Consider the following 13,004-nt stretch of genomic DNA (forward strand, 5'->3'; position numbering starts at 1 on the left):
GATCCGCGCCCGGCCGGAGGCGACGCGCGCGCCGCCGGCATGCAGGGCGGCGAGGGCCGGCGGCAGCCGCTCCCAGGCGCTGCCGAGGATCCTCTGGTAGAGAGGCAGGGGCGCCTCCGCGTTTTCCATCGTGATGCCGGATGTGATCGAAAAACGCCGGAAGGCCGCTTCGAAATCCGCAAGCTGCAATTCCCCCGCCGCCGGCCGCGCCCCATTCTCCGGCCGCACGCCGGTCAGCAGCCGGCGCACCAGCGCGTCCACGCCGATGATGGGGATGAACGGCCCATCATCACCTTCGGCAATCAGATACCAGCCGCAGGACAGCCTGCGTCCTTCGTGATCGACGCCGCCGACGCGGACGAACATGCCGCCGCGATGTTCGCCGATCGCGAAAGCGTGGCTGGCGCGCTGCAGCAGCCGCGCAAACGGCAGCAGCGACGGCAGAAGCCGGAGGCGGACAAGCCTTGCCGCAAGGCTGAGCATGCGCTGCAGCAGCTGCGGCTCGGTGCCGACGCCGGTGAAGCTGGATTTGAGATCGGCAAATCGCGCCGGCAGCAGCGCCAGATCCGGCGCATCCACCAGCAGGAATTTCCGGCTGCGCAGCGGCTTAACCCCCGGCGGCGCCACCGTCACCCGCATCGCATCGATCAGCCCGCGCCCGGAGGCCGGCCGCCCATCGCGCAGCACCGTGACTTGTCTGCCGGCATAGGTCGCGATCGCCCTGATGACATTGAGCCCGATCCGCACATGCGGCGAGGGGGCGATGCCCGCCGAAACGCTTTCGATCCGGGAGAAATGCGGCGCCATTGCATCCAGTGCTGCGAAGGAAAGCGCAGGCAGGCTGCTGAGCCCGGAGAGCGCGAAGGTGCCCTTGGCCTTGGCCACCGCATCCAGCCCACCGATGCCGGCGACGAAACCGGTGCTGTCGGCGATATCGGCATAATCGATGCTCAGATCGATGCAGGCCTCGACCACCTTATAGGCATCCTTGCCGAAGCTCTGGAACGGCCCCGAGGCATCGACGACCAGATTGGGCCTCATCCGCGTCAGCTGTTCGGTGAGATCGCCGTCACGATCGAAGCTGACGGCCTGCACCAACGCGCCGAGATTGTTGCTTCCCAGGCCCTCGGCACCATCTTTCGGCGTCCGGAGATCGGCAACGAAATCGTCAGCCTTTTCCAGCGACCGCCCCCCAACCAGCAGCCTGAGCCGCGGTTCATCGCCAAGCAGCCGGGCAAGCCGCCCGCCGAACGTGCCGTAACCGCCGATGATGAGCAGTGAAAACCGGTCCTCGCTCATGTGATGAAGCGGCTGCGCTGCTGCGGCGTCGGCACCATGCAGCTTTGCCGCCCGGCAATCTTCAGCCGGTTGCGGGCGATGAATTCATAGAGCGCATTGGCCACCCGCCGTGGCAGCAGCCGGAAGATCTTGACCAGCGAATAGGGAAAGCCGAGCCCCGCCACCATGCGGATCGAGCCGTCGGATTTGAAGAAGGCGCGGCCGTTTTCGATCAGGATATTGGTCTCGTAATCGCGCGCGTGCAGCCCGTAATGCCGATAGAGCGCGGCGCCGAGCGGCGTCTGCGCCGCCAGGAAGCGGTATCGCTGCTGCCTGTCATGTTTCAGCGCGAATTTCACCCAGCCGGAGCAGAACACGCATTCGCCATCGAAGACGATCAGCGGCCGGTCATCGGCAAAGGCGGGCACGTCGGCATCGCTGCGATAGCTGTAATCGGCTTGCGGCTTCATCGTCATGTCCCCATCCTCATGACCCCCGTCCTCATTTTCATGGCGCCGGCCGGTAGCTGGCGGCAAGCGAAGGCGGCCCATCCGCCGCAATCTCGCCGCGCTCCAGAAGATCCTCGATATGGGCGAGCACGGAAAGGGCCGCCGCCCCATGCAGCTTCGGATCGGTATCGCGATAGATCACCTTCACCATCTCGGCAATCCGCCCATCGCCCGCCTGGACACGCGCCAGCACCGCCTGCTCGCGCCTGAGGCGATGCGCCTTCAGCGCCCGGAGGAAACTGGCAGGCTGCGTGACCGGCCCGCCATGGCCGGGCAGCAACAGCCGGTCCTCACGCTTAATCAGCCGCTCGAGCGAGGCCATGTAATCCGCCATCGAACCATCCGGCGGCGCGACGATCGAGGTCGACCAGGCCATGACGTGATCGCCGGAAAAGAGGATGTCGCGGCCCGCAAGCGCGAAGGCGGCATGATTGGCCGTATGCCCCGGCGTCAGCACCGCTCTGAGCGACCAGCCATTGCCCGATAGGGTCTGACCGTCACTGAGCGTTATATCGGGCACGAAGGATAGATCCGAGCTTTCGGCAAAGGGATTGATCTCGCCCTCCCGCAGCGGCCGCGCCGGCCGATGCGGCCCTTGCCCCACCGTCACCGCCCCCGTTGCCGCCTGCAGCCGCCTGGCCAGCGGCGAGTGGTCGCGATGCGTGTGGCTGACGAAGATATGCGTCACCGCGCGCCCGCCAAGCGCTGCCATCAGTGCCTGAAAATGCGCCTCATCCTCCGGGCCGGGATCGATGACCGCGACGGAGGACGAGCCGAGGATATAGCTGTTGGTGCCGAAAAAGGTGAAAGGCCCGGGATTGTTCACTGTAACCCGCTCGACACCTGAAACAACCGGCACGGCCTGCCCATAGGCCGGCTCGAAAGCGAGGTCGAATGCGGGACTGTCCATGAAGGAATGATCTCGGGCCAATGACGTCGCCACTTCCTAGCACGACTGCCTGCACCGCGCAGCGCATAAAATCTGCGCCGGGTTAAACTTAGTCATTGTGACAGGCGAAGAGCTTTGCTAATCAGGCGTCGATTTGAGCAGGTGGTTTCCGCTCAAGCTCTGGTGGGGCGTCGCCAAGCGGTAAGGCAACGGTTTTTGGTACCGTCACCCCTGGTTCGAATCCAGGCGCCCCAGCCAATCTTATTTGAATTATCTTCGACGATTTAGATAAAGCACTGAGCTGCGTCCAAAGTGAGCCTGAGGTCGCGCACGGATACAAATTATCCCCGTCGCATGCGACGGCCGGTAGAGATGGAAACGTGCCAGAAACTGCAGTAACGCCGGTTAAAGCCGATGGGCTAGTTGAGCCAACCTTCTTTCACCAGCCGATCATAAGCAACTTTGATGTGTGAGGGTTTCATCAACTCGCGTTTACGAGCATTCCACGCATGAACCCGCCTGACGACTTCGTCGAAATCACCGACCGCGTCTGCCTCCTTGGCAACCCAGTGGACTGTTCCCAACAACTCCATGCCATAAGGCGTCTCGAAGCCCTCGATCAGCTTTGCAATCCGCTGAACGCGATCTGCGGTGGCTTGATCGCCGTTCGAGGAAAAATATGCGTCCGCTTCGCTTAGAGCGGTGTCGACGATAGAAATTTCGGATGGCTTCGTACCGTCGCCAACACCCCGTACATACGCCCCGTCCATTTTGGTCAGGACGTGCCGGAGCGCCGGAGCATAGGGACCATAGGTATATTTTTGAAATTTAAGCGATCCAAGATCTTGGCCTGCGCTCATTAAGAAGTAGGCAAGCTTTTGCACCTCGATCTGGCTCAATGGGTACATCATCTCCCGGTAGATGGAGAGCGCTTTAATGATCGCCGCTCGGCCGGCGGTCATCTTTGGTTTCGCTGCCTCGGGTACAAGTGCGCGGACACTGTCGGTCGCGTTCGGCGCGAATAGCTTCACTTCAACACTGGGTAACTCTGCAAAAGCCTTTGTGATGAGCGGCTGAACGACGCTCCATTCAAGGCCACCATTGCCGCACCCCAAAGGCGGAAGAGCAATGGACTGAATTTTAAGGATTCTTATCTGCTCTACCAGATCTTCCAGGCCGCACACAATATCCGACAGCTTTGACGGTTGGCGCCAGTGGCGTTTCGTCGGGAAGTTTATGATGAATTTCGGTTCGGCGAGCTGTCCGTTGTCGAAGACAAACATCTTGCACGGTACAACCTCATGCCGTTTGCATGCTGCTTCGTAAGCTTTGAAGTTTGCAGGCCATTTCCGCTTGAACTGAAGCGCGATACCCTTGCCCATGACGCCAACAGTATTGACGGTATTGACAATCGCATCAACGCGCTGCTCCAGCAGGTCGCCCTTCGCGATTTCAATTGTCATGTCGTTTCCATCAGTAATACCAGCCGGGAATGATCTGGATATTGGGTTGCCATGGTGAGTTGACCAGAGCAGTTTGAACCCTCTGCGCCATGGCCTGCGAACGTACCCCGATTTGGGGAATCAAGGCAAGTGGTACGGCGCTGTGTACAAGGAACTCTGCTTGCCGTGTTTCCATGCGCGTCGCGTATCGCACTTTTGAGCTCGGATTATGCCAGTACCTGCAGTAGCCAGCAGAAAGCGGGGCTTCAAAAAACAGTGGCCAATCGATATTTCCCAAGTCCTGCAGGTCTCCGTAGAACGTCGCCATTTGCATCACTGCGTGATAGTCAGTGAAAACGAAGGGTAAGGGAAAAGCCGCGACGGCTTGAGCCGTTGACACTAGATGAACGATGTCATCCTGCCGATAATCACACCCCTGTACGTTCCCTTGATTGATTGTGTTCAACATTGGTGAGCGCGGAGCGAAATGGAAAGGAACGTAGTCATGCAGGTTGCCGCCAGGGGCAATCGGGACGAGAGTCGACGCGCGCCGTTGTTGTATGTGCTCATACGCTATGCTGGCAGAGACGATTTGCTGTGCTGTCAGCAGGTTTTTGGAAAGCAGCTGACCAGATGCGGCAATCAAAGACAAATTGTCTATTGCAGTAATGTGAAAAATGGCAGTCGGGTCTGGTGCGGGCATTAAAATGAGGTCCTCATAACCGCTGCCATATGGCTTGACAAAAATGCTATATATAACAAATATAGCAAACATGACAGACAAACAAGATCCCTCGACCGTTCTCCGCGCGATCCGCGCAAATCTGAACCTTACCCAGGAACAACTGGCCGAACGGCTCGGCGTATCTTTCGCTACCGTCAACCGCTGGGAAGGTAGGTCAAATCTGCCCCAGAAAGCGGCCCGCGCTACAATCGCGGCACTCGCTGCCGAGGCTGGTGTCAACGAAGATGAAAATGGCGCAGATTCAATGGATGCTGCAGCCAAAGTTACGCGTCGCCGTGTTGGAGCACGCCCCGGTGCGCCATCGACAAAATCCATGGAGCAGATGCTCTGGGATGCTGCATGTTCGATTCGGGGGGAGAAAGACGCTGCCAAATTCAAGGATTATCTGCTGCCGCTGCTTTTCCTGAAGCGGTTATCTGATGTGTTCGACGATGAAATTGCGCGCCTAGCCGAGGATTATGGCGACCGCGATACCGCGCTTGAGATCGCCGAAGGCGACCACTCCCTGCTACGGTTCTATATTCCGCCGGAGGCGCGATGGGGTGCCATTAGCGAGCGCAAGTCCATCGAGTGGTCGGTGGACGACAAGGGCCAGAGCACGAAGCCAAAGGATATCGGCGAGCACCTGACCAAGGCGGTGCGCGCAGTGGTCAAGCAGAACCCCATGCTTTCCGGCGTGATTGATGTCGTCGATTTCGCGGCTGAGCGGAACGGCGAGCGCGATATTAACCCTGCAAAGCTGCGCCTCGTGGTCGAGACGTTTTCCGATCCGCGCTATCGGCTGGGCCTGGCCGACGTGCCGCCCGACTTTCTCGGGCGCGCCTATGAATATCTTTTGCGGAAGTTCGCGGAAGGCTCGGGCCAGAGCGCGGGCGAGTTCTTCACTCCTACGGAAGTGGGCTTCCTGATGGCGCATATCATGCGGCCGCGTCCCGGCGAGGCGTGCCATGACTATGCCTGCGGATCGGCCGGCCTTCTGGTGAAGCTGCAACTCGTGGCGCGCGAACTCGATCCGACGGCCAGGGTGCCATTGAAGCTTACTGGTCAGGAGCTTCAGGCGGAAAGCTACGCCGTCGCGCAGATGAATGGCATCATCCACGACATGGAGATCGAGATCGCCCGCGGCGATACGATGATCAATCCGAAATTTCGCACTAACGAGGGTAAAGTGCGAGGTCACGATATTGTCGTCGCCAATCCGATGTGGAACCAGCCTTTCGCGCCGGACGTGTTCGCCAACGACCCCTTTGACCGCTTCCGCACCACCGGTGGCGTCACCACCGGCAAGGGCGATTGGGCTTGGCTCCAGCACACGCTTGCCTGCCTGGGGGACGGTGGCCGCGCGGCGGTGGTGCTCGATACCGGCGCGGTAACGCGCGGCTCCGGTTCAAAGAACGAGGACAAGGAGCGCAACATCCGCAAATGGTTCGTAGATCGCGACTTGATCGACGGTGTGATCCTTCTTCCGGAAAATCTTTTCTACAATACCGGCGCGCCTGGCGTGATTGTGGTGCTGAACAAGCGGAAGCCTGCCGCACGCAAGGACAAGATCGTCCTGCTGAATGCCAGCAAGCGGCTGAAGAAGGGCAAGCCGAAAAACTATATTCCCGAGGACGCAATACGCCCCCTCGCAGCCGCCTATCTCAAGGGCGAACCTGTCAATGACGAAATTGCGGTTATCACGCGCAAACAGGCCGAGGACGCAGATTACAATCTTAGCCCTAGCCGCTGGGTCGGGCATTCATCAGAGCCGGTCAATCGCCGATTGCCCGACTTGTTGAAGCACTTGGCTGACCTTTCACAGAATGAGACCGAGCTCGACAAGACACTTTTTGCTCTTTTGTCGCCACTTAGAGCAGGCGAGAATAGTGAGCGGCGGAAACACGCGCAGAAGGAGAGTGAATTTGGGCATACCCCTGAGAATTGGTCAATCAGCCCAATCGGAAAATTTACCACAAAGACCCAGTACGGTCTGTCCGTTCGAGGAGAACTTCAAGGACAGTACCCAATTCTTAGGATGAATTGCCAACAAGATGGAAAAGTCTTGATGCGCGATCTCCAATACGTGGATTTGCAGGACGAAACTGCAAGGGCGTACAAACTCAATTCTGGTGACATACTATTCAATCGTACCAACAGCTACGAACTGGTCGGGCGCAGCGCCCTCGTCGAAGAAGATACCGAAGCTGTCTTCGCATCCTATCTCGTTCGCGTAGAGGTCGATCAATCCAAACTTGATCCGCGATATCTGAATCACTTTTTGAATTGGAATGTAGCTCAAGCCGAACTTAAGAAGGTGGCAAGTCGTGGCGTAAGTCAGGCGAACATCAGCGCTAGCAAACTTCGCGATTTTTCTATCCCGATCCCATCCACAATCGATGAACAGCATGAAATCACGGCGATACTCGACACGATCAAACGAAAGATCGATCTACACAGGCAACAGGGTGTTGTTCTCGACGAACTATTCAAGTCCGTGCTTCATAATCTGCTAACCGGCGGCATCGGTGCACAAGATCTTGATCTTTCGGCTCTGCCGCTTTCGGACGATGAGAAAGTCGCCACATGAGCGACCTCAGGATCAGCGAGGCTAGCACCGTCCAGTTCCCGATGGTGAAGCACTCCGTCGAAATCGGCTGGACGCCGCTCACCCCGGAAGTCGCCAAGCAGAAGCGCGGGGGCGAAGCGGGCATGCTGCTGCGCGACGAACTCGAAGCGAAATTGTCGGAGTTCAATCCCTGGCTTTCGGCCGACGCGCTACGCTCGATCATCGAAACGCTCGACGCCATCCCGGCAACGGTCGATGGCAACCGGGAAATGCTGATGTGGCTGCGTGGCGAACGCGGGTGGTATGACGAAGCTGAAAAGCGCCATCGCCGCGTTCAGTTGATCGATTTCGAGCATCCCAACGCCAACGAGTTTCACGTCTCGTGGGAATGGACGTTGAAGCCGCCCGCCCGCAAGGGCAACCGGGCGGACGTGATGTTTCTTGTGAATGGCGTGCCGGTCTGCATCGTCGAACACAAGAACCCGAAGGACGGTGACGCCATCGAGCGCGGCATAAAGCAGCTGCGCCGCTATGAGATCGAGACGCCGGAACTAATCGGCGCCCCGCAGATCTTCAACGTCACGCACCTGCTCGACTATTGGTATGGCGTTACCTGGAACGCCACCCGCCGCGATATGGCGCGCTGGAAGCAGACGCCCGACGAAGCCTATCGTTTCGCGGTGCAGGCATTCTTCGAGCGCACGGATTTCCTGCGCACGCTCCAGCATTGGATTTTGTTCTACGTTCAGGACAGCGAGACGCGGAAATCGATCTTGCGCCAGCACCAGCGACGCGCCATTGACGCGATCGTTGCCCGCTGTGCCGACCCCACCAAGACGCGCGGCCTTGTCTGGCACACCCAGGGCTCCGGCAAGACGTTCACGTTGCTCACTGCCGCGAAGTTGATCCTCGAGCAGAAGGAGCGCTTTCAGAACGGGACTGTGATCCTCGTCGTAGATCGCACCGAGCTTGAAGGGCAGCTAAAGGGCTGGGTCGAGCGCGTGCTCGGCGAAATGCAGAACCAGGACATCGCCATCAAGCGGGCCAACACCAAGGCCGAGCTTCAGCAGCTTCTGGACGCGGACTTTCGCGGACTGATCATCGCGATGATCCACAAGTTCGAAGCGATCCGAAAGGATTCGTCCGTCCGCGACAACATCTATGTATTCATCGATGAGGCGCACCGGTCGGTCGCGAAGGATCTCGGCACCTACCTCATGGCGTCAGTACCCAATGCCACGATCATCGGCTTCACCGGCACGCCGATCGCGAACACCGAACAGGGCACGGGCACGTTTAAGATTTTCGGGGTCGAAGACGAAACCGGCTATCTCGACAAATATTCGATCAAGGAATCGATCGCCGACGAAACCACCTTGCCGATCAAGCACGTCCTGGCTCCGAGCGAGATGACCGTGCCAGTTGACCGACTGGACAAGGAATTCTTCGAACTCGCCGCCGCTGAAGGCGTGACCGACATCGAAGAGCTGAACAAGGTTCTGGACCGGGCTGTGGGCCTGCGCACCTTCCTGAAAGCGGATGATCGCGTCGAAAAGGTAGCGGCATTCGTCGGCGAGCATTTTAAGGAAAACGTGCTGCCGCTCGGCTACAAGGCGTTTGTGGTCGCGGTCGATCGCGAGGCCTGCGCCAAATACAAGCAGGCCCTCGACAAGCTCTTGCCGCCGGAATGGATCGAGGCGGTCTATACGGAAAACGCCGCGGACGTGGTGGATCGACCGCTGGTCGCCGAGCTTCAACTCAGCGAGGAACGCGAGGAAGATGTCCGCCTGCTGTTCAAGAAAGCCAGCAAAGACCCGAAAATCCTCATCGTTACTGACAAGCTGCTCACTGGTTACGATGCGCCGTTACTCTATTGCCTCTATCTCGACAAACCGATGCGGGATCACGTCCTGCTTCAAGCAGTCGCCCGTGTGAACCGGCCGTATGTCGATAAGGAAGGCATCCGCAAGCAGGTCGGCCTTGTCATGGATTTTGTCGGCGTGCTGCGCGAACTGAAGAAGGCGCTGCAATTCGACTCGTCAGATGTCGATGGGGTGATCGAGGATCTCGATCTCCTGATGAAGGACTTTCTGGACAAAATCGCGAAGGCTTCCGTCGACTATCTCGATGCTGGCGAAGGCGGCGATGCCGACGAACGCCTCGAACGTCTCGTCTATGGCCGCTTCCTTGAACCAGACCCGCGCAAGGCGTTCTTCGAGGCTTATAAGGATATCGAAAACCTGTGGGAAATTCTGTCACCCTCAAAGGAGCTTGTCGATCACATCGGCACGTTCAAGCGCCTCGCCCAACTCTATGCCGCGGTTCGAAACGCCTATGCCGACAAGATCGGTTTTGTGGCTGATCTCGCTTACAAGACACGGCAGCTCGTCGAGCATAACGCAACGCAGGATGGCCTAGGCCGCTTGACAAAAAGTGTCACCTTCGATGTCAAAACCCTTGAAGCCTTGCGTTCGGACAAAGGGTCTGAAGAGGGCAAGGTTTTCAATCTCGTACGTGGCTTGCAAAAGGAAATCGACGACAACGCCGACGCCGCACCCGTGCTTCAGCCGCTGAAGGATCGTGCCGAACGCATTCTTAAAGATCTCGAAAACCGCAACACGACCGGGCTTGCTGCGATGGACCTTCTCGCGGCGCTGGCAGCAGAAAAGGATGCAGCTGCAAGGGCCGCGAGAGATACAGGCCTTACGCCAAAAGCATTTGCCGCCTTTTGGGCGTTGCGAGAGAACTCGGCACTAAAAACCAACGGGATCGACGCGCTTGAATTGGCTAAGGAAATTGAAAAGCTTCTGACGCGATTCCCGAACGCGAAAGTCAATCCGGACGAACAGCGGCAGCTTCGTGCCTTGCTCTACCGGCCATTGATCAGTCTTTCGAAAGATGCCCGCGCCGGGGTCGTCGATCTGATCATGGCAAATGTGTTGGGCTAGTGATTGGTCATGGGAGGACATCTTTCAAATCAGGACGCACTCAAACAGCGCGTCGCGCGTTGGGCAATCAAGCTCAAAGTGAACCCGCGTGCCGTCCGCATTCAACGGATGACGCGAAAATGGGGTTCTTGCTCAAACGGCGGAACAATTACGCTTGCGACTGATCTTTTAGATGAAACGGAGAGTTTTCAAGACTTCGTTGTAGCGCACGAGCTGCTGCACCTTCGCGTCCCCAATCACGGGCGCTTGTTCAAAGCGTTGATGACAGCCCATGTACCTGGCTGGCGATCGCTCGAAGTTTCTCGCGCGAGCAGAAGTCACCATGAGTGGGGTTCCTAATTGCACCCGATTACGAGGCCGTATGGTACGACAGTTCCCTTTTGATGCGGTCATAAGCCCGATCTTGCGGCGGCTCCTGGACAAAGCGGAAATGCAGTGGTTGGGGGCAACGAAATGGAATGCGGCGATGGGCGCCGCTTCTGTATTTGCGAAAGCAGGATGATGAGCAGGCAGCACGCGACTCCCCTCCTAGTCTCGGCCGATGGATCGAAGGCTTCTCCAGTTCGGCCGCTCGGGCTTGGGATAGATGGTCACGGATTGAGCGAGGCTGCGATCCAGGAATTCGTGCATCGCCATCCGTCTTGCTTGCCAATTGCTGAGATTGATCCGCTTTTCGTCGGCCCCGTTTCGATCTGTCGCGAACTGAACACGCCCGCAGGGCCGATCGACAACCTGCTGATCACCGCCACCGGCCTGCCTGTGCTGGTCGAATGCAAACTATGGCGTAACCCTGAGGGCCGTCGCGAAGTGATCGGGCAGATCCTGGACTATTCCAAGGAGCTCACGAAATGGTCAGCTTCCGATTTGCAGCGGGAAGCGAGCCGCCGCCTGGGGCGCAAGGGCAATGTCCTGCTGGATATGGTCAAGGAGGCTGGCCACGATGTGGATGAGATTGCCTTCAACGACGCGGTGACTTTCAATCTGCGGCGCGGTCGGTTCTTGCTGCTCATCGTCGGCGACGGAATACGAGAAGGTGTTGAGTCAATCGCCGAGTATTTGCAGGCTCATGCCGGTCTTCATTTCACCTTCGGTCTCGTGGAGATGCCGATCTATCTTATGGAAGACGGCTCGAAGATCATCGTGCCGCGGGTCCTGGCAAGGACGCTGACAATCTCCCGGAACGTTATCTCGGTGCCGGATGGCATGATCATCACTGAGCCGGATGATGGAGAGGACGACTCTCAAGGACCGCCTGACTCGCCGGAGAAACTAGCGGCACGGGCTCGTCGGCGCGACACGAGACATCAGTTCTGGTCGGAGTTTCTTGCTGGCTTGAGCCTCGATGATCCCGAACAAATGCTGCCGGCACCATCTCTCGGCGGGCATATCGTCTTCAAGTTCGGCGCTCCCGGCGGCTCCAGCTGGCTGACGGTCTATCGCGATGCCCGCTACAATGCTGTGGGGTTGGCACTTTCATCGAATGTTGGGTCGCCTGGAGAGCGAGCTTCACTCATGCTCGCGGATCAGGCCAGCGAAATAGCCGCAGAGCTTCCCGATGCGACTGTGGATTTTTCGCAACCGCGACCGGACATATCTCAAAGATATGTCGTGGGCGACCTGGATGGAGCCAATCAACGGCAGCGCGCGATAGCTTGGCTGCAAGAACGCACCAACGCATTCATTAACTGCTTGCGTCCTCGTATAAGGTCCGCCTTGGCGGAAATGAACAATGACTGAGGTTGATGCTGCTGCCAAACATAGAGCGCGAACGCGGCAAGCCCGCTAAACCCGGCCTTGACATTACGCCCGCTCCGCAAACAAACGAATGCCCGTGAGTTCCGCAAGTCTCCCCACCAGCGCATCCTGAAACCCAACATCAGTCATCTCCGCCGCCGCCTCCCGCCGCTGCCGATGGTACCAATACCCACCGCTGACCTTCGCCGCGCCATCATCGCTCGCCGCAAGCCATGTCTGGGTGAGGTGCCCCATTTCGAGGTCATCGGGCGCGCCGGCACCGCCCATCTTGGTCGGTACCCAGCCGGGGTCCACCGCGTTGCTGAAAACATCCGGCCAATGGCGGGCGACGGCGGCGGCGAGGGTGGCGATGTAGAGCTTGCTTTCCGAATAGGCCTGGCTGGCGTTCCACGGTCGCTTCTTCCAGTCGATATCGTCAAGGGCGCTGCTGCCGCTGCGATGCATGCCGCTGCTGAGATAGACCAGGCGGTCGGGGCGCGTGATCCATGCTGTGAGCAGATAGGGGGCAAGCACATTCACCGCCAGCGTCTTTGCGTGGCCTTCCGGCGTTTCGCCGCGGCTCCGCTCGAGGTAGATGCCGGCATTGTGGATGACGGCGTCCATGCGGCCGATGGCGTTGACCTGCTCGGCAATCGAGCGCGTTTCCGTGGCGCTGGCGAGATCGCCGATGACGAGGCCAAGGGCGGCAGCCGAAATCTCTGAGATGGCGGAGGCACGCTCCCGGGAGCGGGCATGCAGCACGACGTCATGGCCCTCCTTGATGAGGGTGCGGGCGGCGGCAAGGCCGAGGCCATCGGTGGAACCGGTGATGAAGATGCGGCTCATGGGGTCTCCGTTGGCGGTGGTGGGGTGGGGGAGTGAAGCAGGTTTTGACTGGTTGCTCAATGCGG

The 13,004-nt window shown here is 58.8% G+C and carries 10 protein-coding genes and 1 tRNA gene; 5 read left to right on the top strand and 6 right to left on the bottom strand.

The window, feature by feature from the left end:
* The 3 genes from HX898_RS20780 to HX898_RS20790 all read right to left on the bottom strand — a co-directional run.
* On the bottom strand, positions 1–1,299 hold a 1,299-nt coding region (locus HX898_RS20780), incomplete at its 3' end, for a saccharopine dehydrogenase NADP-binding domain-containing protein (RefSeq protein WP_180195599.1).
* The gene (locus tag HX898_RS20785; protein ID WP_180195600.1) at positions 1,296–1,754 is read right to left on the bottom strand and encodes a DCC1-like thiol-disulfide oxidoreductase family protein; all 459 of its coding nucleotides are present in this window, start codon (positions 1,752–1,754) and stop codon (positions 1,296–1,298) included. The genes HX898_RS20785 and HX898_RS20780, both read right to left, overlap by 4 nt.
* A gap of 31 nt (positions 1,755–1,785) precedes the next feature.
* Complete coding sequence (locus HX898_RS20790; protein ID WP_180195601.1) at positions 1,786–2,697, bottom strand: MBL fold metallo-hydrolase; 912 nt, start codon at positions 2,695–2,697, stop codon at positions 1,786–1,788.
* Between the two features lie 163 nt (positions 2,698–2,860).
* On the opposite strand from HX898_RS20790, the gene HX898_RS20795 reads away from it, so the two are divergent.
* A tRNA-Gln gene (locus tag HX898_RS20795) sits at positions 2,861–2,934 on the top strand.
* Positions 2,935–3,095: 161 nt separating this feature from the next.
* On the opposite strand, the gene HX898_RS20800 is transcribed toward HX898_RS20795, so the two are convergent.
* Positions 3,096–4,139, bottom strand: a complete 1,044-nt coding sequence (locus HX898_RS20800) for a macro domain-containing protein (RefSeq protein WP_180195602.1) — start codon at positions 4,137–4,139, stop codon at positions 3,096–3,098.
* A gap of 10 nt (positions 4,140–4,149) precedes the next feature.
* Complete coding sequence (locus HX898_RS20805; RefSeq protein WP_246697964.1) at positions 4,150–4,893, bottom strand: DUF4433 domain-containing protein; 744 nt, start codon at positions 4,891–4,893, stop codon at positions 4,150–4,152.
* Between HX898_RS20805 and HX898_RS20810 the strand changes: the two genes are divergently transcribed.
* From HX898_RS20810 to HX898_RS20825, 4 genes are all read left to right on the top strand, one after another.
* Positions 4,892–7,432: an N-6 DNA methylase gene (locus tag HX898_RS20810; RefSeq protein ID WP_180195603.1), complete on the top strand. Its 2,541-nt coding sequence runs from the start codon at positions 4,892–4,894 to the stop codon at positions 7,430–7,432. The genes HX898_RS20805 and HX898_RS20810 overlap by 2 nt on opposite strands.
* On the top strand, positions 7,429–10,359 hold the full coding sequence (locus HX898_RS20815; protein WP_180195604.1) for an HsdR family type I site-specific deoxyribonuclease: 2,931 nt from the start codon (positions 7,429–7,431) through the stop codon (positions 10,357–10,359). Before HX898_RS20810 ends, HX898_RS20815 begins: the two co-directional genes overlap by 4 nt.
* A 9-nt stretch (positions 10,360–10,368) precedes the next feature.
* Entirely contained in the window at positions 10,369–10,698 is a 330-nt protein-coding gene (locus HX898_RS20820; protein ID WP_180195605.1) for a M48 family metallopeptidase, read from the top strand.
* A 258-nt stretch (positions 10,699–10,956) separates the two neighbouring features.
* The gene (locus tag HX898_RS20825; protein WP_246697950.1) at positions 10,957–12,096 is read left to right on the top strand and encodes a DUF4263 domain-containing protein; all 1,140 of its coding nucleotides are present in this window, start codon (positions 10,957–10,959) and stop codon (positions 12,094–12,096) included.
* Between the two features lie 63 nt (positions 12,097–12,159).
* Here HX898_RS20825 and HX898_RS20830 read toward each other — a convergent pair whose 3' ends face one another.
* Complete coding sequence (locus tag HX898_RS20830) at positions 12,160–12,939, bottom strand: SDR family NAD(P)-dependent oxidoreductase (RefSeq protein WP_180195606.1); 780 nt, start codon at positions 12,937–12,939, stop codon at positions 12,160–12,162.
* Between the last annotated feature and the right edge of the window lie 65 nt (positions 12,940–13,004).

It is taken from the genome of Rhizobium sp. WYCCWR 11128, from assembly GCF_013416305.1.
Lineage (GTDB): Bacteria > Pseudomonadota > Alphaproteobacteria > Rhizobiales > Rhizobiaceae > Rhizobium > Rhizobium indicum.

Excerpts from the sequence above, each read along its gene's own strand:
- HX898_RS20785 (WP_180195600.1), bottom strand. The coding sequence starts at position 1,754 with ATGACGATGAAGCCGCAAGCCGATTACAGCTATCGCAGCGATGCCGAC.
- HX898_RS20790 (WP_180195601.1), bottom strand. The coding sequence starts at position 2,697 with ATGGACAGTCCCGCATTCGACCTCGCTTTCGAGCCGGCCTATGGGCAG.
- HX898_RS20800 (WP_180195602.1), bottom strand. The coding sequence starts at position 4,139 with ATGACAATTGAAATCGCGAAGGGCGACCTGCTGGAGCAGCGCGTTGAT.
- HX898_RS20810 (WP_180195603.1), top strand. The coding sequence starts at position 4,892 with ATGACAGACAAACAAGATCCCTCGACCGTTCTCCGCGCGATCCGCGCA.
- HX898_RS20805 (WP_246697964.1), bottom strand. The coding sequence starts at position 4,893 with ATGTTTGCTATATTTGTTATATATAGCATTTTTGTCAAGCCATATGGC.
- HX898_RS20815 (WP_180195604.1), top strand. The coding sequence starts at position 7,429 with ATGAGCGACCTCAGGATCAGCGAGGCTAGCACCGTCCAGTTCCCGATG.
- HX898_RS20820 (WP_180195605.1), top strand. The coding sequence starts at position 10,369 with ATGGGAGGACATCTTTCAAATCAGGACGCACTCAAACAGCGCGTCGCG.
- HX898_RS20830 (WP_180195606.1), bottom strand. The coding sequence starts at position 12,939 with ATGAGCCGCATCTTCATCACCGGTTCCACCGATGGCCTCGGCCTTGCC.